Raw genomic sequence first — 22,462 nt, forward strand, 5'->3', positions numbered from 1 at the left:
GGTTTTAATTGAGTTGCATGACTTCCCGAATAATTTTTTCCAACATTTCTTTGTCGATAGGTTTCGGGATGTAATCGTTCATGCCGAATTCGATACATTTTTCTTTTTCACCCAAAACAGTACCGGCCGTTAAGGCTATGATCGGAATTTGTTCGGAATCCGGTAATTTTCGGATAGCAGCTGTTGATTCGTAACCGTTCATAATCGGCATTTGGATGTCCATCAAAATCAAGTCCGGTCGCAAACTTTCTGTTTTTTCCAGTGCTTCCTTACCGTTTTGTAGTTCGATGATTTCGGCATTCGGTAGAATTTGTTTGACTAAAGTCTTGGCCAAAAGCATATTGATTTTGTTGTCTTCTACGATGTAAATCAACTTGTTATCTGTAGAAATTACATTGTTGTGAGGTTCGCTGGTAACCAATTTGAGTGTTGGCTTGTGGTTATCGGGAATTTCATCAGAATAACTAACTTCTAATACAAAACTAAATTCACTGCCTTGACCCAACTCACTTTTTAAGTCTAAATGACTGTTCATCAATCCCAATAATTGGTTTGAAATGGTTAGTCCTAAACCGGTTCCGCCGAATTTTTTGGAAGTTGAATTGTCCTCTTGTGAGAAAGCTTCAAATATTTTTTGTTGGTTGTTTTTTTGGATGCCGATGCCGGTATCCTTGACGGCAAAGAGTAATTTTATTTTGTGATTCTCGTTAGTTTGAAGTGTATTGACTGTTAAATCGATACTCCCTTTTTCGGTAAACTTAATGGCGTTACTCAACAAGTTGATGAGGATTTGCTTGATTCGGATATAATCCATCCAAACAAAGGTTGGTACTTTGTCTTCAATAGTTAAACGTAAGTCCAGTTTTTTGTGATCGGCTTCGTATTGGATAAGGTCGATTACCTGATTTAAAAGCTCAGATAAATTGATTTTTTCGACATGCAGTTCCAATTTACCGGACTCAATTTTAGAAAAATCCAAAATGTTATTGATGACTTCCATCAATGAATTCGCCGATTGGTTGATGGTATCCATGTATTTTTTCTGAATACTTTCGAGTTTGGTATTCATCAAAAGCTCGGTAAAACCAATGATGCCGTTTAGCGGTGTTCGAATTTCGTGACTCATATTGGCCAGGAATTCTGATTTGGCACGGTTGGCTGCTTCAGCATAATTCTTGGCTTTGATGGCTTCCTCGGCTTCCATTCTTTGGGTAATATCGATAAAAATCCCAACGATATAAACAATTTCATTGTCTTTAAAAATCGGTTCACCAAATTCTTCCACCCAAATGTATTGACCTGATTTGTTGATGATTCTGTAAATTAGATGGATTTTTTGTTTTTTCAGAAACAATTCGTTGGCATAATCTCTAACAATCGCTATGTCTTCCGGATGAACCAAATCGATGTAAAAGATTTTATTTTGAAGGAAATCTTCTTTAGGATAACCGGTTAGTTTCTCAATTTCATCGTTGAGGTAAATTTTAGACCATTTTTCGTCGTATTTCGACAAGTGAACAGTTCCCGGAATGTTATTGGCCAGCAAACGGAATTTTTCTTCACTTTCCTGAATAATTGCTTCGTTAATATTTCTTTCAAAAGCTGAAGAAATGTTGTTCGACAGCGATTGAAGAATTGTGATTTCATCGATAGACCATTCTCTTTCTATTGTAGAATCATCAAAAACTAAGAAACCATGCAGTTTGTTTTTAACGAAAATAGGCAAGAAGAGTACTGATTTAACATTAAGATTTTCTAATAAATTACGCGTTGTATCATCTTTAATTTTTCTAACTATGGCAGCATAATAGAAATTTTCTTCCATTTGTTGCAGTACCTCTGCAATCATTTCAGGGGTAATGTTTTGCAAAGTTTCGTTGGGTTTTGTAAAGCCAAATTCTGAGGCAATCCAACGAATTCTTTGGTAAAATACAGTATCGTTTTCTTTTTTGGCAAAAAAGGAAATTTTGTCAACTTTAAGGACTTTACCGATTTCTTTGACAATACCTTTCAGGATTTCATCGGTATCCTTATTCAATAAAAACTTATCGATATTTCTACTGATTACAGTCAATATCTCACTCTTATAGGAGAGCTTTTTATCCGATTCCAATAAGAGTTGAGATTCGATAGCAATGGCAATTAAATCGGCTATTGAGCGAGAAAAGTTAATGTCTTCGTTGTCCCATTCAATTGGCGAATCAGTTTTTTCAAAGCACAAAATACCGATGATTTTACCGTTGATGAAAATAGGCGTATCCAGCAACGACATGATTTTGTTTTTCGGAAGGTATTCTGAGCAGAGTTCAAAAGTAATGGTGTTGTTATATGCATTGGAAGCCACTATTTGCATACCGGAGTGCAGGTGAGAGAAGTAAACCGGATAATCCGACATTTGCAGGAAAAAGTTTTTTTCAAATCGGTCACTTTGCAAATAGTAAATGCTTTCACATTTGATGCCCTCCGGGATACAGGACCAATAACTAACCCTGTCAATAGCACAATTGGTCGATGCTACTCTTAGTATGTTTTTTAAAATACCATTGAAAGTATCTTTGTTGGAATAACTCTGTGACGTTAATACCTTTAAGGTTTCGTTATGAATTCGGACTTTTTTACTGCGGTTGTAATGCTCAATTTCCAGGTTTTTGACCAGTGTTATATCCCTGGCAATTCCGGAATAGCCTAAAATATAACCGGTTTCATCTTTCTTCAAAGTTACTTTTTGGGAAACCCAAATCGTTTCGCCGTTTTTCTTAACCAAAGGAAAGACCAAATCGCTGAATTCTTCGGTTTCTTTAGGAATGTCTTTGTAGAAATCTGTTACGTATTCCAAATAATCGTTTCTCACAAAATTAGAAATGCGCTTGCCTAAAATTTCTTCTTTGTCATAGCCTAAAGTTTTAACCGCAAATTGATTCACGTAGGTTACTGTTGCAGTCAAATCGATTTCATAAATCAGGTCGGCTGCCGACTCAATCAAGCTGCGGTATTGGTCTTTGATCTTGATTTGCTCTGTAACATCCTGTCCGATTCCAATGGTAATATCGTCTGAATATTTCTTGTCTTTCCACTGGATGAATTTATAATCACCATTTTTACACTTTAATTTTCGAGTGTAAGAGCGATCATCGACATAAGTGTTGTGATAGGCTTCGCCGATAAATTCAGCATCTTCAGTGAGTTGCCAAAATCCCATGCCCAACACTTCTTCCACAGTGTAACCCAAAATAGCTTCAACCGATTCACTGCAAAACGAAACTTCTCCTTTTCGGTTGGTAGTCATAATAAGCGAATTCCCATTGTTAACCACGATACTGGAGAATAAAAACTTGTTTTTGGTTTCTATTTGAGATAAATGTCTGGAAATGTGAACTGCCACTACAGCAATCAAGGCACAAATAAACATGACAATCAGTTTGGTGTCTGACAGTTGTAAATTGTAGGCCAGTATTAAAAAAAACAGCACACAGATCACAAAGATCCAGTAGTGTTTTATGGTTTTTAAAATGAAATACGATAAGAAAAAAGTAATAATTAAGGTAATGTAGGCCGTCATTTCAAAGGGATGAAAGAAGACCATATAAGTCATAAAACAAAAATAAGCCAGGTAAATACTGGTAAATATGACGTTGATATTCCGATAAAGAAAATTATTTTTTTTTGATAGTAGAAACAAACTTAACAACGAAAACCCAATAATGTAGTTGAGTGCTAATTGACTTTGCGGCCTAAGTTCAAAAAAATTAATAACGGTTTCCACCAACGGCAAGGTGATTCCGAAAAATAATGAATATATTCTGAATTGCTCTTCACGAGGTTCAAAATCATCCTCTTTTGAGTTGGCTAGGGTTAGTTTATTTTGTAATGTCTTCTGTATTGCCATGTAAAATAAGAACATTACAATCAATAGCAGAGCTATTACAATATAGCTATTTATTGTATTAGCAAATGAAAATAGGTTATTCAATTTACAAAGTAGATTATACCAATATTAAACAAAAATAAAGAGAGTGTTTTTTATCTCCAAGATTCCCACAAAAACAGTATAAATGTACAGTTTATTTTTGAAAAAACATTGGGTTTAGGAAAACCATTTTAACATTTTTTTTAAACCGGAAAGTTTTCCTTGGTAGGGAGCATATCGCAGTGGAATATCAAGCCAAGTGGCTTTTTTAACAATCGGTTTGTTATGGGAGAACAACTCAAAACTTCGCTTACCGTGATATGCGCCGATACCACTGTGTCCTACACCGCCAAAAGGTAATCTTTTATTGGCAAAATGAATCACGGTGTCGTTGATGCAACCGCCTCCAAAAGAAAATCGGGTGATTATTTTTTGGGCGAATGATTTTCTTTGTGTGAAAACATAAAGTGATAATGGTTTCTCATATCTTACAATGATTTTTTCTAAGTCGGTTTCCGAAGTATAACCCAAAATCGGTAAAATCGGACCGAAAATCTCTTCTTGCATGACCAAACTGTCTAATGAAGGTTCGTCAACTAATGTTGGTGCCAAATAAAAGTCGCTTACATCTGATTGTCCGCCAAAAATCACGGTTTGGTTTTCCAAAAGTTGCAACTGTCTCTTCCAGTTTTTTTCATTGATGATTCTCGGAAAATCAGTTGACTCCTGTGGGTTTTCACCATAAGCCAAAATAATTTCTGCTTTGAGATATTCAATCAGTTTTGGTTTGATATGCTCATGGACTAATAGATAATCCGGCGCTATACACGTTTGTCCGGCATTCAAAAACTTGCCCCAAACAATCCGTTTGGCAGCCAATTTCAGGTCGGCCGACTCATCAATAATACAAGGATTTTTGCCGCCTAATTCTAAAGTCACCGGGGTTAAATGTGTGGCAGCGGCTTGGGCTACAATTTTGCCCACAGCTACACTTCCGGTGAAAAAGATATAATCCCAACGTTGTGACAATAAGTTTTGGGATACTTCAACACCACCTAAAACGCATTGCACATGCTGTTCTTCAAAACTTGCTGCGATGATTTCTGCAATTATTCGGGAAGTATTTTCAGCCAACTCAGAAGGTTTTACCACTACTTGATTGCCTGCAGCAACAGCCGCAATTAATGGTGCTAAGGCCAATTGGTAAGGATAATTCCAAGGCGAAATTACCAATACCTTTCCGTAAGGTTCTTTGTAGAGATAATCAGTAGAGGGAAAGTTCAAAAAAGAAGGCAAAACCCGTTGAGGTTTTGCCCATTTCTTTAAGTTTTTTATAGTGTATTCCAATTCGGAAACGATGTAGCTGGTTTCCGTTGCTACCGCTTCGAAAGCCGGTTTTTTGAAATCGTCATACAAGGCTTGAATGATTTCAGCTTCTTTTTTTTGAACGTTAAGCAATAATTTTACTAACGCTTGTTTTCGGTAATTCAAATCCGTTTTAAAAATCATGACAAATTAATTAGCTAGGCTAATATAGGATTTTTAAAGAGATTCTGGCTTGTTTTTTACAAAAAGGCCCAGCGGAAACCGGTGTAAATGTCACCTTGTTTGCTGTCGCTGACCAAAGCACTTACCAACGAGCTGGTGCCTAAGTAAAATCCGCCCAATCTAAATCCTAAACCAATGTTGGTTCCGGAAATTTCGTTAAAACTTACCGGTACATAGGTTTCAAAGAACCCTAAATTCACTCTTGGTGTAATGCTGAAAATATTCGGCACAGTGATTTGGTCGTTGCCCGAATCTTCGTTGACTTTTTGTTGTAAAAAAGCGGTCACATACAATTTAGGCACAATGCGGAAATCGGCATAAGTAGAAAGAACGGTAGGTAATTTAACTTTGAAATCGGTTTGACCGCTAGTTTGGGTTAAATAACCGCCATCGGAAAGTATTTGCTCTACATCTCCTAAATTATCTACGTTTTCAAATAAACTCAAATCTAACGGATTAGTTTGTGGAATATTCAAAACATAATTAGTTGAGGCATTATTATCATCTTTAAAAGTCATACTGCCAATGTTTCTAATAGCCAAACCGGCGTTTAGTTTGTAGCCTTTCCCTTTTTTCCATTGGTAATTAAACCCGATGTCGCCTGCAAATCCGTTCAATCCGCCAAAGATAGATTTACTGTAATCATCAAAATTGGTAAAGCTATCCGCCAAGTTTCCGGAGTAAGCGATGTTTAAAGTAGCCGGCGAACTGGTAGTTAAGTAAGCTCCGGTAGCGTTTTCGGTTACTGTTCCGTTCAGGTTACTCAAACCAAAGTTGGAGTAAGAACCCGGGAATAATATTTTTAAAGTAACTCCGGCGCTAAACTTATGATTGTCGTTTTCAAAGAAAGTTCGCGCAGCAGACAAACCAACTTCACCATAAGAAGTACCACTCAAACGTTGGTTTCCCGGATAGTTTAAGGAAGTAGTGTTCAAAATAATATTATCATTGGTGATAGCATTTCCAATGGTTGGATCTACATTAACCATGTCAAATTTGGCGTGCGCTTTAGTAGTCACGGCAAAACCCCATTTTTGCCAACGAATGGCTAATCCAGGACCGTTGATTTCGGCATCAATTCGTGCGTTAACCGGACTGTTGCCCTGGAAAATCAAAGTTTCAAAGTCGGCATCGGATGAAATATCACTAAAGGCAATTTTATTGTTTGCAACATTAAAACTTAAGCCGTAAATATTGACTTCAAATTTTTTCGATAAATTGGCCAACTCGGCCGGATTGATGTTGGCGTTCAAAATTCCAACACGATTAGAAGTACTAATGCCCGAATAATGTTCTTGGGCTACTGTGTTTAGGCCGATAAGCAGCGCTACAGTTACAATGATTTGCTTCATAGGTAAGATGGATTTAGGTTATAACAGTCGGTTTTTTGAAAACCCTAACACAACTATAAACGTAAAAGTAGGCATTTTAGTTTACATAGCATTCCAAATGGCATCTTTTGGAGTAGGTGCTGTAATGACTAAATTTTCTTTAGAAACCGGATGGGTAAAAACCAATTGTCGGGCGTGCAAATGAATCCCGCCGTCAGGGTTACTGCGATCAAACCCATACTTCAAATCGCCTTTGATAGGGCAACCAATCGCCGATAATTGTGCTCTGATTTGGTGATGTCGTCCGGTATGCAAATTAATTTCCAACACAAAGTAGTTGTCTAGCGTTTTAATGATTTTATAATCCAAACTCGCTTTTTTGCTTTCCGGTACTTCTTTTAAGTGCGCTTTGGAGGTGTTATTTTTTTCATTGCGTTTGAGAAAATGAACCAAATTGTCTTCTGTTTTCGGCGGTTTGTTTTTCACCACAGCCCAATAGGTTTTTTGGGTTTCTCGTTGACTGAACATTTCGTTCAATCGGGTCAAAGCTTTACTGGTTCGGGCAAAAACTACAATCCCGGTGGTAGGTCGGTCCAACCGATGCACCACGCCTAAAAACACTTCGCCCGGCTTATTGTATTTCTCTTTAATGTATTCTTTAACCACATCCGATAAAGGTTTGTCTCCGGTCTTATCACCTTGTACAATATCGCCAACACGTTTGTTGACCACTATGATGTGGTTGTCTTCGTGCAGGATTTGGAGGTTGTCTTTATTTGAGACTAGCTTAGACATTTTAGATTGTTAGAAGGTTAGATTTTCAGAGTGGTGCGAAAACGAGAAATCATTTTGACAATTTCATTCAACTCACCGGCAATTTTTTCTGATTCTTCATTATTGACAAATCCTAAATCTGAAGCAATTAAAAGTTGTGTTTCAACTTCGTAAGCTGAACCAACAGCAATTTCTAAAAATCTGGAAAAATCTTTATTTGAACTTCTTGAAGAGCCTTCAGCAATATTTGAAGGAATTGAAACAGAAGCCCGACGCAATTGATTGGTTAAACCAAACTTTTCATCGCTAGGGAATTTTGAGGTTATCTCATAAATTTGAGAGCAAAATAATCTACTTTTCTTCCAAATCTCTAATTCCTTATATCTATGCATATTATTGTCTAAGAAGTCTAAAAATCTAACTTGTCTAAGAAGTCTAATTAATATTGCTCATTCGCATTCGGAAAATCCTGCGACTTCACATCGTCCACATATTGTCCGATGGCTTTGGTCATGTCTTCGTATAAGTTCATGTAGCGGCGAAGAAATCTCGGACTAAACTCATGCGTCATACCAATCATATCGTGCAAAACCAAAACTTGTCCGTCAACGCCACCGCCGGCACCAATACCAATAACCGGTATAGAAATGCTTTTGGCTACTTTTTCGGCCAGCGCTGCCGGGATTTTTTCCAAAACCAAAGCAAAACAACCAATGCGTTCCAATAATTTGGCGTCTTCAATCAGTTTTTCGGCTTCGGCATCTTCCTTAGCTCTTACGGTGTAAGTTCCGAATTTATAGATGGATTGCGGTGTCAAACCCAAATGGCCCATAACCGGAATTCCCGCATTCAAAATGCGTTTGATACTTTCTTTAATTTCGCTGCCACCTTCCAGTTTTACCGCATGACCACCACTTTCTTTCATGATTCGGATAGCAGAGCGCAAGGCTTCTTTAGGGTCACTTTGGTAACTCCCAAAAGGCAAATCTACCACCACTAGAGCGCGTTCAATCCCACGAACTACAGAGGAAGCGTGGTAAATCATTTGGTCTAATGTTATCGGCAAAGTCGTTTCGTGACCTGCCATTACATTACTCGCCGAATCGCCTACCAAAATCACGTCAACACCCGCTGAATCCACAATCTTTGCCATGGTGTAATCATAAGCCGTTAACATCGATATTTTTTCGCCATTGGCTTTCATATCAAACAAGGACTTGGTCGTAATTCTTTTGTAATCTTTTTTCGCAGTAGACATAATGGTTCGTTTAGAAGCTGTAAAAGTATTAAATCTATTTTTATGAAGCGCCAAATGTGAAATTATCTTATTTTTGTCGAAACTGATTTGAAGCGAAAGGCTCGGGCCAAAAGTAAACCGTATTCCTGCTTTCCGCGTTACGCGGTAACTGCTCCACACGAGCAATGCGACTGCCGAAGGAATCAGGGCTAGATAGCCAACCATAAAAAAGAATTATAAATGATGAGTTAGGAGTTATGAGTTAGGATTTTAACTTACAACTTACAACTTACAACTTACAACCCATATGCCCAAAATACTAATCATCGAAGACGAAGCTGCCATCCGTAGGGTATTAACCAAAATACTCACTGAAGAAAGCGATACGTACACCGTTGAAGAAGCCGAAGACGGCAAACAAGGTTTTGAAAAAATCAAAAACGAAGATTACGATTTGGTGTTGTGCGACATCAAAATGCCCAAAATGAGTGGTGAGGAATTGCTCGAAGCTGTAAAAAAAATCAAACCCGAAATTCCGATGGTTATGATTTCCGGCCACGGCGATTTGGAAACCGCAGTCAATACCATGCGTTTAGGCGCTTTCGATTATATTTCCAAGCCACCCGATTTGAATCGCTTACTGAACACCGTTCGCAATGCCCTCGACAAAAAACAGTTGGTGGTTGAGAATAAAATCCTCAAGAAAAAAGTTTCCAAAAACTACGAAATCATTGGCGAAAGCGAACCCATCAATCAAATCAAACAAATGATTGAAAAAGTCGCCCAAACCGACGCCAGAGTGCTTATCACAGGACCTAACGGCACCGGAAAAGAATTGGTTGCTCATCAATTGCATGAAAAAAGTGAACGCGCTTCAGCGCCTATGATAGAGGTGAACTGCGCCGCTATACCATCAGAATTAATCGAAAGCGAATTGTTCGGTCACGTAAAAGGTGCTTTTACTTCAGCCGTAAAAGACCGAGCCGGAAAATTCGAAGCAGCCGATGGCGGAACCATTTTCTTGGATGAAATAGGCGACATGAGTTTATCGGCTCAAGCTAAAGTATTACGCGCTTTACAGGAAAGTTTGATACAAAGAGTCGGCGCCGATAAAGACATCAAAATCAACGTACGCGTTATTGCGGCAACCAATAAAGATTTGAAGAAAGAGATTGCCGAAGGCCGTTTCCGCGAAGATTTGTACCATCGTTTGGCCGTTATCCTAATCAAAGTCCCGGCCTTGAACGACCGCAGAGACGATATTCCGTTGCTAATCGAACACTTTGCCGTAAAAATTGCCGAAGAACAAGGCAACGCACCTAAAGTATTTTCAAAAGATGCCGTCAAACTATTACAAGAATACGATTGGACCGGAAACATCCGTGAACTCAGAAATGTAGTTGAAAGATTGATCATTCTTGGTGGCAACGAGATTTCGGAAACCGATGTGACTTTGTTTGCCAGCAAATAAAACAGTTGTAGGTTGTAAGTTGTAGGTTATTTTAACTTAGAACTTAGAACTTACAACCTAGAACAAAAAAAATGAACCTAAAAAAAATAAACCCCGACCTCCAAAAAGCACTCATCGAAAACGGTTTGACCGAAGCCAATGAGATCCAGCAGGAAACCTTCTCTACCATTAAAAGCGGTGCCGATGCGGTGATTCAATCGCCTGCGGGAACCGGGAAAACAACGACAATTGTTCTGAATGTGATCCAACGTTTGGAAAAATCGGTAGGCGAAAGTACCCGAGCCTTGATATTGGTAGAAAACAAAGAGCGCGTTCAGGAGATGGAAGAATTGTTCCTGAAACTTGGCACTTACCACGATTTGAGCATATACGGTGTACACGACAAGGGCGACATCGATTACGACAAAAATATCGTGTCGATGGGCTTGGATATTTTAATCGGAACACCCAATAAAATAAATGCCATGTTTTCTTCTGCCGGCTTCAATAGCAATACCATCAAGATGTTTGTGGTTGACGATGCCGATATTTTATTCCGGAACCGTTTGGATGCCGTAGTATTGCGCTTGTCTCAAAGTATCGAGAAAACCCAACGCTTGTTCTTCTGTTCACAAATCTCCGAAAGGGTAGAAGTGTTAGCCGATAAGGTAATGATAGAGCCGACTTTCTTCGAAATGGAGGAAGAGGAATAGTTTTAATAAGTAAGAAATAAAAAGCAGATTTTTTAACTTAGAACATAGAACATACAACCAAATGGGATTAATAAAAATATTCTCCGGTAACGAAATTCTAGCCGTTACTTTAAAAGACAAACTGGAAGCAGTAGAGATCAATGTGGTGATTCGCAACAACAATCAGTCGAATGTATTGCCGAGTGTTTCCGCCGACAAACCGGTAGAATTGTTCATTCAGGAAACCGACTTCCACAAAGCGAATCCGGTGATTGAGGCGTTTCGTATGAGTATTTAGTTATTTAATGACTTTCAATCGCCAAACCAACAGCGATACCAACACCCCAAATATTCCTATTATTGCAAAGGAATGTTTTAAGCTCGTTAATTCGGCTATGTAACCAATTAACGGCGGTCCCATTAAAAAGCCAAGGAAACTGATACTGGTAACTATGGTTAACGCAATGCCTGTGGGTACATTTTCATTATTTCCGGCTACGTTAAAGATAATCGGAACTACATTCGAAACACCAAATCCTACCAACATAAAAGCTATCGTACACGGAATGATATAGGGCAACAAAACGGCGGTATACAAACCGGTCGAGATGACTAAGCCACTAATTATTAGTACTTTACTCGCGCCGTATCGGGCGACCAAAAAATCGCTTAAAAATCGCCCCGAAGCCATACTAATCATAAAAGTGGTGTAACCCAAAACAACCAAGGCACCGGGAGCTTTGATGATTTCTTTAAAATACACACCGCTCCAGTCAAACATAATGCCTTCGCTGGCCATCCCGCAAAAACAAATTAGGCCTAATAAGAGCAAGTTTTTATCGGGATTTTTCCAAAATGAATAGGTGGATTTTTCGGCTTCTTGTTTCGATTTGGCTTTAATGATAAACTTTTGGCTGGTTGCTATAATGACCAAAACAAAGGCAAAGGCAACAATAAAATGCTGAAATACACTTAACTCTAAAGCTAACATCAGCAAACCGGTAAGCGCACCGCAAAACCCGGCCAAACTCCACGAGCCGTGAAAGGAACCAATAATAGGTTTGTCGAACAATTGTTGGGTATAAACACCTTGCGTATTCACCGCAATATTGCAAAAATTGCCAAACAGTCCGAATAGAAACAAACCTACTGCCAACTGCCATTTTTCTGTAGCCAAGCCAATTAACGGTAAACAGGCTGCGTATAAAATCAATCCCAAAATTGTAATGGCCCTACTGCCATAACGGGTTACAATTTTACCCGAGAAAGGCATGGCAAACAATTGTCCGATAGGCATGGCAAAAAGTAAAGTACCCAAAGCCGCTTCGCTCAAATGCAAAGCCGATTTGATATCCGGAATTCGACTCGCCCAAGTGGCAAAGCAAAATCCCATCCCAAAGAAAAACAAGGATGTAGCCAAACGCACTCGGTTCAAATACGATTTTTTGGCTTTTCGGTAGCCTTTCTTAATCTTGGCTTTGGGGACTATTTTGCTCAAAAAGCTGTAATCAAATAAAGGCATACTTCAAATCATTATTTACTGAGCAAAAATACACATTAAGCTTTGTCAGACTTCGTTTCTAATGAACTAAAACGTTATTGTTATTAAATTATGGTTTCTGTCCTGCCTAAAAGCATCTTTCATTTTCAAATTTTCAAAGGCTTACATTTTCAAATTACCTAATTAAACTATCTTTGCCGCTTCAAATTGCTGAGAAGTCTTAAAATCTAATAATCTAAAAATCTAAATGATTACAGTTAACGACATAGCCGTCGAGTTTGGCGGTACCACTTTGTTTAGCGAGGTAACTTTCGCCATCAACGAAACCGATAAAATTGCCTTGATGGGTAAAAACGGCGCCGGAAAATCAACCTTACTTAAAATTGTTGCCGGACAAAACAAACCTACCAGAGGAAATATTTCAGCGCCCAAAGAAGCCGTTATCGCTTATTTGCCGCAGCATTTGTTGATGGACGACAATTGTACCGTGATGGAAGAAGCGTCGAAAGCTTTTGCGGAAGTGTTTAAAATGAAAGCCGAAATCGACGAAATCAATGAACAATTAACCATTCGCACCGATTACGAAAGCGATGAGTATATGAAGTTGATTGAACGCGTTTCTGAACTGAGTGAAAAATATTATTCCATAGAAGAAGTCAATTACGAAGCCGAAGTAGAGAAAGTGTTGAAAGGCTTAGGTTTTGAAAGAGACGACTTTCAGCGTCCTACTTCTGAGTTTTCCGGTGGTTGGCGCATGCGTATAGAGTTGGCTAAAATTTTATTAAAGCAACCCGATTTGATTTTGCTGGATGAGCCGACGAATCACTTGGACATGGACAGTATTCAGTGGTTGGAAGATTTCTTAATCAATCAAGCCAAAGCGGTTATGGTCATTTCCCACGACCGTGCGTTTGTAGATAACATTACCAATCGTACCATAGAAGTAACGATGGGTCGCATTTACGATTACAAAGCCAAGTATTCTCATTATTTGGAATTGCGCAAAGACCGACGCATTCACCAACAAAAAGCCTACGAAGAGCAACAAAAATTCATAGCCGAAAACCAAGCGTTTATCGAACGTTTCCGTGGGACATTTTCCAAAACCGAGCAAGTGCAATCGCGTGTTCGCATGTTGGAGAAATTAGTCTTGGTTGAGGTAGACGAAATAGATAATTCTGCGTTGAAGTTGAAGTTTCCGCCTTCGGTACGTTCCGGGCAATATCCGGTTATTGTGCGCGATTTGGAGAAATCGTATGGCGATAAAGTCATTTTTAAAGACGCCAATATGGTCATTGAGCGCGGTCAGAAAGTAGCCTTTGTCGGGAAAAACGGGGAAGGAAAATCGACCATGATTAAGGCGATTATGAAAGAAATCGAAATCAACGGTGGTTCGGTGGAAATTGGACACAACTGTCAGATTGGGTATTTTGCCCAAAACCAAGCCGCTTTGTTAGACGAAAATGCTACCATTTTTGAAACCATCGATGCGATTGCAGTAGGCGATATTCGTACTCAAATCAAAAATCTCTTGGGTGCTTTTATGTTCCAAGGCGATGATATTCAGAAGAAAGTCAAAGTGCTTTCCGGTGGCGAAAAAACGCGTTTGGCGATGATTAAATTATTGTTGGAACCGGTCAACTTGTTGATTCTCGATGAGCCTTCAAATCACTTGGATATGAAGACCAAAGACATCATTAAAGAAGCCTTGAAAGAGTTTGACGGAACGTTAATCTTAGTATCGCACGACCGTGATTTCTTAGACGGTTTGGCGGAGAAAGTATTCGAATTCGGCAACAAACGAGTGAAAGAACATTTTGAAGACATCAAAGGATTCTTGGCACACAAGAAAATGGAGAGTTTGAAGGAAATTGAGAAGTAGTTTTACTTGCACAGAGATAAAATAAACAAAACCCGTCCGGTTCGATGAACCAGGCGGGTTTTTGCATGAACAAATAACCACAATTTATTATTCTAAGGAGAAGCGCGTGATAACTTCACTTGTAACAGTAATTTTTTCGAATTCGATTTCAGTATTGTATTTGTCACTTTGAGCGTCATATTTTCTTTCAGAGGCATATCCTCGAATTCTAATTTGATTGGCATTTCCACGGTAGGCAACGTTTTTATTCTGACTAACAAACAATGCTTTTCCAATATTTTGTCCCAATGGCTTGGTAAAACTGATAGCATTGGCTTTCGCATTTTCCATCGCTTTGGTATTCATGAGCAATTGGAGTTTGGCTTCTTCGGAATGTTCCAATTTGTCGATTCGAACATTGGAAATGCCTACTTCTTCCAAGCCGATAAACACTTTTGCGGTCGATTTAGCATCATACACTAAAATCGAATACGACTTGGCTTTTTGGATGTCGGTTTGTTTGAGGAAAAACTTTTTGTAGTTGCTCATCATGTCTTGCATCGACACGTTTTTCTCGGTATCAATGCCAAGTGATTTGAGTTTGCTAAGCATTTCGCTTTCCAATTCTTCCACCGATTTTTTGCCTTTGGTGTCTTTCTCGGAAATCAGTACATCAATGTAAATGCGATTGGGTGTAACCAAAGTATCGGCTTTGCCTTGTACTTCCAAATAAGGTTTGTCGATAAAGTTTTTCTCTTGACTGTGTAGTAAAGCGCTACTAAAGACAACCAGTAATAAAATGATTTTTTTCATGTTTGTATGAGAGATTGATTTAAAAGGAAACGATTTTTTGTCGGAAATAGTATGTTTGGGTTTCAAAACCCTGCCGTTGTGCATCCGACAGGGTTTCATCATCACCCCAAAAAACACCCAACTTTTTTATTGTACGGCTTCAACTAAACGAATGAACTCCGCTTTGTAGCCATCTTGGTCGTAAGCCAAACCTTCGCGGGCTAATTGCGCAATGGCGGCTGAAGATTTATCGGTAACCAATTGCGAGTCTCTCAATTTCAATCCGAACCAAGCGACTGCTGTGCTGAATTTGAATCCGGCAGAAGTCTGGTTTAATGCAGAAACTTTGTTGGCAATAACTTCCACCATTTCAATGCTTTTGGCGCCATCCGGTTTTTTGTAACGAAATTTGATAGTTGCCAATTCGTCCTGAAATTGCGTTTTGCTTGGTTCCACTTTGGCGTATTTTAATTCGTCGATTTCGGTAAAAAAGTCGCTTTTAACATCCGCTGGAATGATTTCATACAAAGCCGTAACCGTATGACCACTGCCCAATTCTCCGGCATCTATCGCATCGTTTTTAAAATCTTCCGGACGCAATTTTCGGTTTTCATAGCCAATCAATCGGTAGGCTTTTACATGCGCCGGATTGAACTCGATCTGAATTTTCACATCTTTGGCAATGGCAAACATAGAGCCTTTGAATTCTTTGCCCAAAAAGCGATTGGCTTCCTGAATGTTGTCGATGTAAGCGTAATTGCCGTTGCCTTTGTCGGCCAAGGTTTCCAATTTGCTGTCTTTGTAATTGCCCATGCCGTAGCCTAAGCAAGTTAGGAATACACCCGATTTTCTTTTTTCTTCAATCAAAGTTTGCATGTCTTTATCGGAAGAAGCACCTACGTTAAAATCGCCGTCGGTAGCCAAGATTACACGGTTGTTGCCATCTTTGATGAAATTTTCCTGAGCAGTTTTATAGGCCAATTCAATACCTGCGCCACCGGCTGTACTGCCGCCGGATTCTAATTTTTCTAAAGCGTCAATGATGGTTTTTTTGTCTTTGCCCGAGGTTGGCGGTAATACCAATCCGGCCGCTCCGGCATAAACGACCATCGCAATTTTGTCTTCGTCTCTCAATTGGTTTACCAGTACTTTCATCGATTCTTTCAGTAATGGCAGTTTGTTGACATCACTCATGGAACCGGACACATCTATCAGAAATACCAAATTGGATTTCGGTAAATTATCGGTTGGAATGTCTTTGCCTTGCAAGCCGATGCGCACCAATTTGTTAGTCTTATTCCATGGACAATCGCTGTATTCGGTATGGATAGAAAACGGATGTTGCCCGGTAGGTTGCGGGTATTGGTATTTGAAAAAGTTGATCATTTCTTCCACGCGAACCGCATCTTTTGGTACCGATTGACCATTATTGATATAGCGTCGCACATTGGTGTAGGAAGCATTGTCAACATCGATAGAAAAAGTAGAGAGTGGCGCCGATTTCGGACTTTCAAAAGCGTTTTCTACAAAGCTGTTGTAGTCTTCATTTTCTGGTTCAATGGCGATAGGTGTAGTAGTTTTGTCGATTTCTTTGATTCGTTTTTGCAATTCTGACTTAGACAAATTTTGTGTAATACCGTTTTTGGTTTGAACGATTACAGCGCCATTCGCAGCTCTGTTGCCGTAAAGTGAAGTGGCAGCAGCGTCTTTAAGTACACTAACGGTGCTGATGTCTTGTTGATTCAGTTTTTTAAAGTCTTCTTCTTTTACAGGAACGCCGTCTACAATATAAACGGGATTGTTATTGTTGTGCAATGATTTTGCTCCACGAATCACTACGCCAGCCGCTCCGGGCTTTCCTTTGTTGTGGGCTATGCTTACTCCCGATGTTTGTCCGTGAAATGTTTGTGATAGAGAATAGCTTACCGCTTTTTCTCTTGAATAGCCCTGACTCACCATCACCACTTCACTCAAGGTAACCGCTTCATCTAAAACCACATTAATAACATTGGATTTAGTTACTTTAACTTGTTTCGTACCAAAGCCCACATAACTGAATTCTAAAGTTTGTCCTTCTGAAGCTTTGATAGTGTATTTACCGTCAAAATTCGTTTGGGTTCCGGTTGAGGTGCCTTTTACTACTACATTGGCGCCCGGTAATGGGCCAGTTTTATCGGATACGGTTCCGGTAATGGTTTTTTGCTTCGCCGATTCGCTTGCGCTCGGGTCTTGGCCAAAGGTTAGGAAACTAATAAGCATAGCGATGCCTAATGAAAACTTTTTGAAATTTTTCATGACGTTGAATTTTAAAAGATTAGACTAATTTATTGGCGTTTTTTGGCAGCCGGTTTTCCGTTTTTGGTGGAGATGATGACTACGCCTTTTTTGCCTTTTTGTCCGTAAGCGGCCATCGCTTTTTCCTGCTGCAGTACAGTAATGGAGTCGATTTCTTGTTCACTTAGCGGTGTATAAGGACTGGTTGGGTTGGGCCCGAATAATTCTTGTTCTGTGTATTCTACACCGTTAATAATGTAGAGCGGATCGGGAAGTTCTACGATGGATTCGATATCGTCCATTTCGACTTCTTTTACCGTTTGTTTGTTTTCTACTTTATTGTTGTACACCAGCAAAGGTTTTTCCTTTTTAGCATTGGAAACTTTGTTGTCTTTGTCGATAAAGACTTCCATCGTTTTGGCCTCATCATACATAGCGGCACTTTGTGGTACATGATTTCTCGCTGCCACAGCAGGAACTACAAAGCCTTTGGAAATACTATCACTGTCAAAGTGGTTTGGCATTGATACGGTTTCTGCGGTGGCGACTTTCGGTGCCGAAACGATTTGCTTTTCTAAGATTTTATCGGCTTCTTGTTTTATAGCCGGATGTGCTGTTTCCTGGGAAGTTATCGCTTCATTTACCACTGAATTGTTTTGCGGAACCGAATCTTTTTGTACTATGATTTCATTACTATTTACAACTTGCGAATCCTTTTTCAGAAATTGATACCCTAAAGTTCCGATGAGTAAGAGCGAAGCCGCGATGGCCCATTTTTTCCAAAGTGTTGTTTCTTGCTTCAACTCTTTTTGGTCGAGTTTGGCTTCCACGCGCGACCAAACTTGTTCCATCGAAGCGAATTCGGGCGACTCGGCGTTCTCGGCGGCTTTTTTGAATTGGTTAAAAATATCTTGATTTTCCATGACTACTTTGCTTTTTGATAATACAGGTTGTTGACTAAATCTTTCAACTTGGTTTTGGCAGCATTCAACTGTGATTTTGATGTGCCTTCCGAAATGTTCAGCATTAGGGCGATTTCTTTGTGACCGTACCCTTCAATGACAAACAAATTGAAAATGGTTTTACAACCTTCGGGAATTAAGTTGAGCAAGTTGAGCAAATCTTCTTCTTCCAATGGCGTTTCCTGCGCACTTTGCGGTTGGATGCTGAACGACGTTTCCTCTAAATACAAATTAAAGTTCACGTTGCGTTTTAATTGCAGTAAACATTGGTTGACTGTAATTTTTCGAGCCCAAGCTTCAAAGGCGCCAACTTCCTTTAATTGATCGAGTTTGGTAAAGATGGTGTAAAAAGCATCGGCCAGTACTTCTTCAATTTCCTCTTCCTTTTTTAAATACCGTTTGCAAGTGCGATACAGCTTGGGCGACATATAAGTATACACTTCCCGCTGCGCATCGCGTTGCATTTTTTTACAGGCTGCTATGAGTGTTTCGTTTATCACTATGGGTGTCTTTATGAGTAAAGAGCATGGATTTTAGAAAAAGGTTGGGACGAGATTGAAAAAAATAAAAAAAGTAGCAACGGATATGGCATAAGTACTTTTCCCTTTTCCCTAATCCCTTATCACTAATTTATAAATATTGGATTCTAATAGTTCACTATCCGTGTCTTCGCAAAGGAGGAATTCGATTTCGTTTTCGGATTGTTTGTATAGCGTTAAGCCCTCGAACTTATTTGTCTCGCTGATTTGGACTGAACCGGTCAGTTTCATGGTTTTTAAGTCGATAGTACCGATGATACTACCTAAAACTTCGCCATCCAAATACGTTGAGGTGGTATCTTCGGCAGAAGCTAAAAAATAAATAGTGTCGTTGACCAAAACGGCATCGGTGAAAGTAGTGGGAATGTTTTTGATTTTAGGTAAATCGAAAGGGACAAATTGGAACACTTGGTTTTCGGCATCGTCATTGGCATAGATGATCCCGTTTTTGCCGTTGGTTCCGTTACCGCGTTGAAAGAAATAAATGGTTTCGGTAGTCACAATCAAACCTTCAATATTGAGTTCATCGGCTGAAATATGGAGTTGGCTTTTGATTTTTTCATACATTTTCTCAAAATTCCGCTCCTGAATCTTTTTGGAATTCATATCGTATTTCACCACTTTATTTCGGTTTTGGGTAGAGCCTGAACCTAATACTACTAAATCATTTCCTTTTAAGGCGATGGCTTCAAAATCGGGTTTGTCTTTTTTGGCGATATTGTCTTGGGCGTTTTCGACGAGAGCGATTTTGTTCAGTTTTTCAGTCGGAATCGAATATTCATACAGAAAAGTACTGTTGTCGGAAATGAGGTAAAGTTTTTCGTCGTGATACACCAATCCGGAAGCCGAACCAATACCAATGATTTTAAATAATAGGGTAAGTTGAAATTTTTCCATATGTTAGCAGTAAGTTATTAGCCCCGATTGCAGCGGCATCCTTTTTTGTTTTCTGCCTTGAAGCACTTCGACAAGCTCAGTGTGACATTGGTTGAGGCAGAAAACAAAAAAGATATAGCGGAAAGCGGGAAACAGCTCCTACAAATATAAACATTGAAGGTATGAAAAACATCACTCCCGAAGATTTTAGAGTAAAAGGCAAAGTCGATTTGTCGAAAATCCCAACCCGATTGGCTACTGACACCGATAAAGAAGAAGAAACTTTGGCTTTGGATAAGGTGCAAATGAAGCTCAGCAAGAAGCAAGATGCGATGTATGCGCACAATCGGCATGCGTTTTTGATTTGTTTGCAAGGTATGGATACCAGCGGGAAGGACAGTTTGATTCGCGAAGTGTTCAAGGAATTCAATCCGCGTGGCGTGGTGATTCACAGTTTTAAAACGCCCAATTCGACCGAGTTGGAGCACGATTATTTGTGGCGTCATTATTTGGCGTTGCCAGAGAAAGGAAAGTTTGCGGTGTTCAACCGAACGCATTATGAAAACGTGTTGGTGACACGCGTGCATCCGGAATATATTTTATTCGAAAATTTGCCCGGTATTGAAAAAGTAGAAGACATTACACCCCAGTTTTGGGCGAATCGTATGGAGCAAATCAATAATTTTGAAAAGCACATTGCGCAAAACGGCACGACGATTTTGAAGTTTTATTTTCATATGAGTAAAGAGGAGCAACGACTTCGCTTGTTGAAACGCTTGGAGAATCCGGAGGACAATTGGAAGTTTTCGACCGGTGATTTGAAAGAACGCGAGCGATGGGATGATTACATGGCGTACTACGAAGAAGCCATTAACAACACCAATACCGATTACGCACCTTGGTATGTGGTTCCGGCGGATGACAAAGGCGTGGCGCGTTTCATAGTGGCGCAAACCATTTGGGAAAAATTGGAGTCGCTCACCGATATTACGGAACCTGAATTGGATCCGAAAGTAAAAGCTAATATTGACGTGTATCGCGAGCAATTGAAAGGATAAAACGTTATATCTTTGCCCACTCAAAAATTGCAAAGTGAACTTAGCCCAATACACCAAAGAATTCCGATACAATATGCAACTGGCTTACCCGGTGATTTTGGGTATGGTTGGACATACGTTGATTGGGATTGTTGATAATATCATGGTGGGCAAATTGGGTAGTACCGAATTGGCTGCCGTTTCCTTAGGCAACAGTTTGATTTTTGTAGCGATGTCTATCGGTATCGGATTTTCTACGGCAATTACACCTATAGTAGCCGAAGCCGATGCAGAAAAAGACACGGGTAAAATTCGTTCGGCTTTTCACCACGGCTTATTGCTGTGTACCATTTTGGGTTTTATGCTTTTTGGCTTGGTGGTTTTGGCACAGCCGATTATGGAGTGGTTGCACCAACCTAAAGAAGTGATTGCTTTGGCCAAACCGTTTCTGACATGGGTCGCATTTTCGTTAGTGCCATTAATTATTTATCAGGGTTACAAGCAATTTGCCGATGGTTTGTCGATGACTAAAGTTTCGATGTACGCCATTATCATGGCCAATATCTTGCACGTAATTATCAACTACCTTTTGATATACGGGATTTGGTTTTTCCCCAAAATGGGCATCATAGGTGCGGCTTTGGGAACGGTGATTTCCCGAATTGCGATGGTGGTTTTTATGCATTTTATCTTATCTCGAAAAGCAGCCCTTAAGCCGTATTTTCAAAATTTCAGTTTCGACCAAATCAAGAAAGCTACGATTTCAAAAATTGTCAGTTTAGGCTTGCCTTCGGCCATGCAAATGTTGTTTGAAGTGGTGTTGTTCACCGCAGCTATTTGGCTTTGCGGAAGTATCGGTAAAACGAGTCAGGCCGCCAATCAAATTGCGTTGAGTTTGGCTTCGATGACTTTTATGTTTGCCATGGGATTGAGTGTGGTATCTATGATACGCATTAGTAACCAAAAAGGATTAGGCGATTACAAACAGCTGATAGTTGTTGGGCGTTCCATCTTTTTATTGGCTATCATTATTGAAATCATATTTGCACTGATGTTTGTGGCTTTGCACCAAATTTTGCCTTATTTGTTTCTCAACATGGACAATAAAATGCAATTGTTAGACAATGCGGAAGTAATTGCTATAGCAGCTAAATTGCTTTTGGTGGCGGCTGTTTTTCAAATTTCCGATGGTATTCAAGTCGTAGTGCTGGGTGCTTTGCGTGGTTTACAAGACGTTAAAGTACCGATGTATATTACCTTTGTGGCCTATTGGATAGTGGGTTTCCCGATTTCGTATTACTTAGGTCTGAAAACTAATTTAGGTGCCGAAGGCGTTTGGATAGGATTATTGGGCGGATTAACAGCGGCTGCATTATTTTTGTACCTTCGCTTTCATTATTTAACTAAGAAGTTGTTGAGGCAAAACTCATAACTTAAAATTTATAATTCAACATGGAATTACCAAAATTCGTACTCGCAGACAACTCCGATTTCCCGGATGATATATTTGTTATTCACCTTGATTTCCCTCGTTTTATCATCAATTTAAAAGATGATGAAGTGGAGTTCTTGGAAGATTTGGAAGACGAAGATCAAACCGAATTGGAAAGTGAAATGGAGCATTTAATTACTTTGGCCGGAGAATTCTACGACAAAGAAATGGAGGCTTACGAAGAGTAAA

General features: G+C 39.5%; 19 protein-coding genes. 7 read left to right on the top strand and 12 right to left on the bottom strand.

Annotated elements, in window-relative coordinates; genetic code table 11:
• Window positions 1-4: 4 nt before the first annotated feature.
• The 6 genes from SK086_RS08820 to panB form a co-directional block, all read right to left on the bottom strand.
• The gene (locus SK086_RS08820; RefSeq protein ID WP_324691025.1) at window positions 5-3,592 is read right to left on the bottom strand and encodes a PAS domain S-box protein; all 3,588 of its coding nucleotides are present in this window, start codon (window positions 3,590-3,592) and stop codon (window positions 5-7) included.
• Between the two features lie 492 nt (window positions 3,593-4,084).
• Complete coding sequence (locus SK086_RS08825; RefSeq protein ID WP_324691027.1) at window positions 4,085-5,416, bottom strand: aldehyde dehydrogenase; 1,332 nt, start codon at window positions 5,414-5,416, stop codon at window positions 4,085-4,087.
• Between the two features lie 56 nt (window positions 5,417-5,472).
• Window positions 5,473-6,807 (bottom strand): hypothetical protein, encoded by a 1,335-nt coding sequence (locus tag SK086_RS08830; RefSeq protein WP_324691029.1) that lies wholly within the window; start codon window positions 6,805-6,807, stop codon window positions 5,473-5,475.
• An 81-nt stretch (window positions 6,808-6,888) separates the two neighbouring features.
• Complete coding sequence (locus SK086_RS08835; RefSeq protein ID WP_324691031.1) at window positions 6,889-7,581, bottom strand: RluA family pseudouridine synthase; 693 nt, start codon at window positions 7,579-7,581, stop codon at window positions 6,889-6,891.
• A gap of 17 nt (window positions 7,582-7,598) precedes the next feature.
• The gene (locus tag SK086_RS08840) at window positions 7,599-7,952 is read right to left on the bottom strand and encodes a four helix bundle protein (RefSeq protein WP_324691033.1); all 354 of its coding nucleotides are present in this window, start codon (window positions 7,950-7,952) and stop codon (window positions 7,599-7,601) included.
• A gap of 47 nt (window positions 7,953-7,999) precedes the next feature.
• Window positions 8,000-8,818 carry a 3-methyl-2-oxobutanoate hydroxymethyltransferase gene (gene panB / locus SK086_RS08845; protein ID WP_324691034.1) on the bottom strand — a complete coding sequence of 273 codons (819 nt, stop codon included), beginning with the start codon at window positions 8,816-8,818 and terminating at the stop codon, window positions 8,000-8,002.
• Window positions 8,819-9,104: 286 nt separating this feature from the next.
• On the opposite strand from panB, the gene SK086_RS08850 reads away from it, so the two are divergent.
• The 3 genes from SK086_RS08850 to SK086_RS08860 all read left to right on the top strand — a co-directional run bounded on the left by SK086_RS08850 (window position 9,105) and on the right by SK086_RS08860 (window position 11,237).
• A complete protein-coding gene (locus SK086_RS08850) occupies window positions 9,105-10,268 on the top strand; it encodes a sigma-54-dependent transcriptional regulator (protein ID WP_324691036.1) in 1,164 nt (387 codons plus the stop codon).
• Window positions 10,269-10,339: 71 nt separating this feature from the next.
• On the top strand, window positions 10,340-10,960 hold the full coding sequence (locus SK086_RS08855) for a DEAD/DEAH box helicase (RefSeq protein WP_324691037.1): 621 nt from the start codon (window positions 10,340-10,342) through the stop codon (window positions 10,958-10,960).
• A 61-nt stretch (window positions 10,961-11,021) separates the two neighbouring features.
• Entirely contained in the window at window positions 11,022-11,237 is a 216-nt protein-coding gene (locus SK086_RS08860; RefSeq protein ID WP_290876660.1) for a putative signal transducing protein, read from the top strand.
• Here SK086_RS08860 and SK086_RS08865 read toward each other — a convergent pair whose 3' ends face one another.
• Window positions 11,238-12,461, bottom strand: coding sequence for an MFS transporter (locus tag SK086_RS08865; protein WP_324691039.1), 1,224 nt, complete (start codon window positions 12,459-12,461; stop codon window positions 11,238-11,240).
• A gap of 226 nt (window positions 12,462-12,687) precedes the next feature.
• Here SK086_RS08865 and SK086_RS08870 point away from each other — a divergent pair, with 226 nt between their 5' ends.
• A complete protein-coding gene (locus SK086_RS08870; RefSeq protein WP_290874987.1) occupies window positions 12,688-14,322 on the top strand; it encodes an ABC-F family ATP-binding cassette domain-containing protein in 1,635 nt (544 codons plus the stop codon).
• An 87-nt stretch (window positions 14,323-14,409) separates the two neighbouring features.
• Here the strand turns inward: SK086_RS08870 and SK086_RS08875 are convergent, their stop codons facing one another.
• The 5 genes from SK086_RS08875 to SK086_RS08895 form a co-directional block, all read right to left on the bottom strand.
• Window positions 14,410-15,114, bottom strand: a complete 705-nt coding sequence (locus SK086_RS08875) for an SIMPL domain-containing protein (protein ID WP_324691041.1) — start codon at window positions 15,112-15,114, stop codon at window positions 14,410-14,412.
• A 126-nt stretch (window positions 15,115-15,240) separates the two neighbouring features.
• Window positions 15,241-17,388 (bottom strand): vWA domain-containing protein, encoded by a 2,148-nt coding sequence (locus tag SK086_RS08880; RefSeq protein ID WP_324691043.1) that lies wholly within the window; start codon window positions 17,386-17,388, stop codon window positions 15,241-15,243.
• Window positions 17,389-17,417: 29 nt separating this feature from the next.
• A complete protein-coding gene (locus SK086_RS08885) occupies window positions 17,418-18,290 on the bottom strand; it encodes a hypothetical protein (protein ID WP_324691045.1) in 873 nt (290 codons plus the stop codon).
• A 2-nt stretch (window positions 18,291-18,292) separates the two neighbouring features.
• A complete protein-coding gene (locus tag SK086_RS08890; RefSeq protein WP_324691047.1) occupies window positions 18,293-18,793 on the bottom strand; it encodes an RNA polymerase sigma factor in 501 nt (166 codons plus the stop codon).
• A gap of 147 nt (window positions 18,794-18,940) precedes the next feature.
• The gene (locus tag SK086_RS08895; RefSeq protein ID WP_324691048.1) at window positions 18,941-19,765 is read right to left on the bottom strand and encodes a DUF6929 family protein; all 825 of its coding nucleotides are present in this window, start codon (window positions 19,763-19,765) and stop codon (window positions 18,941-18,943) included.
• 161 nt (window positions 19,766-19,926) lie between these two features.
• On the opposite strand from SK086_RS08895, the gene SK086_RS08900 reads away from it, so the two are divergent.
• Genes SK086_RS08900 through SK086_RS08910 form a run of 3 tightly spaced genes read left to right on the top strand, consistent with a single transcriptional unit; the run spans window position 19,927 to window position 22,461 of the window.
• Window positions 19,927-20,802: a PPK2 family polyphosphate kinase gene (locus SK086_RS08900; protein ID WP_324691049.1), complete on the top strand. Its 876-nt coding sequence runs from the start codon at window positions 19,927-19,929 to the stop codon at window positions 20,800-20,802.
• Window positions 20,803-20,836: 34 nt separating this feature from the next.
• Window positions 20,837-22,213 (top strand): MATE family efflux transporter, encoded by a 1,377-nt coding sequence (locus tag SK086_RS08905; RefSeq protein WP_324691051.1) that lies wholly within the window; start codon window positions 20,837-20,839, stop codon window positions 22,211-22,213.
• A gap of 20 nt (window positions 22,214-22,233) precedes the next feature.
• Window positions 22,234-22,461 (top strand): hypothetical protein, encoded by a 228-nt coding sequence (locus tag SK086_RS08910; protein WP_290874973.1) that lies wholly within the window; start codon window positions 22,234-22,236, stop codon window positions 22,459-22,461.
• The last annotated feature ends 1 nt before the right edge of the window (window position 22,462 follow it).

Origin of the sequence: Flavobacterium cheonhonense (assembly GCF_035671315.1) — a bacterium.
Lineage (GTDB): Bacteria > Bacteroidota > Bacteroidia > Flavobacteriales > Flavobacteriaceae > Flavobacterium > Flavobacterium cheonhonense.